Below are 468 nucleotides of genomic sequence, written 5' to 3' on the forward strand. Positions count from 1 at the left end.
GCCTCCCTTGGGGTCCTCGATGTCCTCGCCGAAGAGCACGAGTTCGGGGTGGTGTTCCAGTCCCGTGGCCAGCGCCCGGTTGACCGCGGCGACCATGGTTCCGCCGCAGGGCCGGGTGACGGCCGCCCGGCGCCCGTCGCCGGCGGGTGCGAACAGGTGCTCGCCGATCGCCTTGGGATCCGCGGCGGGTTCGGCGGCCACCCGGTCGTAGATCTCCTCCGTCTCCCGGGCGAGCCGCGACCGGGTCCGCTCGAGCCAGTCCTCGTCGACCGCGCCCTCGTCCAGCAGCCGCCGGGCGAAGAGGTCGACGGGGTCACGCATCGCGGCGATGTCCTCGGCGGTGCGGTAGACGCGGTGGTCGTCGGAGGAGGTGTGGGAGTCGAGCCGGTCCAGCCGGCACCACAGCACGACGGGACCTCCCCCCTCGCGCAGCTCGCCGAGCGCCGTCGCGGCCGCGGCGTGGACGGC

General features: G+C 75.0%; 1 protein-coding gene. It reads right to left on the minus strand.

The genetic code is table 11. The features are described from left to right. Window positions 1-468, minus strand: a 468-nt coding sequence (locus LPA54_RS37800) for a thiamine pyrophosphate-dependent enzyme (protein ID WP_267487999.1), incomplete at both ends; no start/stop codon positions are given.

Source organism: Streptomyces sp. DH12, from assembly GCF_020873895.1.
GTDB lineage: Bacteria > Actinomycetota > Actinomycetes > Streptomycetales > Streptomycetaceae > Streptomyces.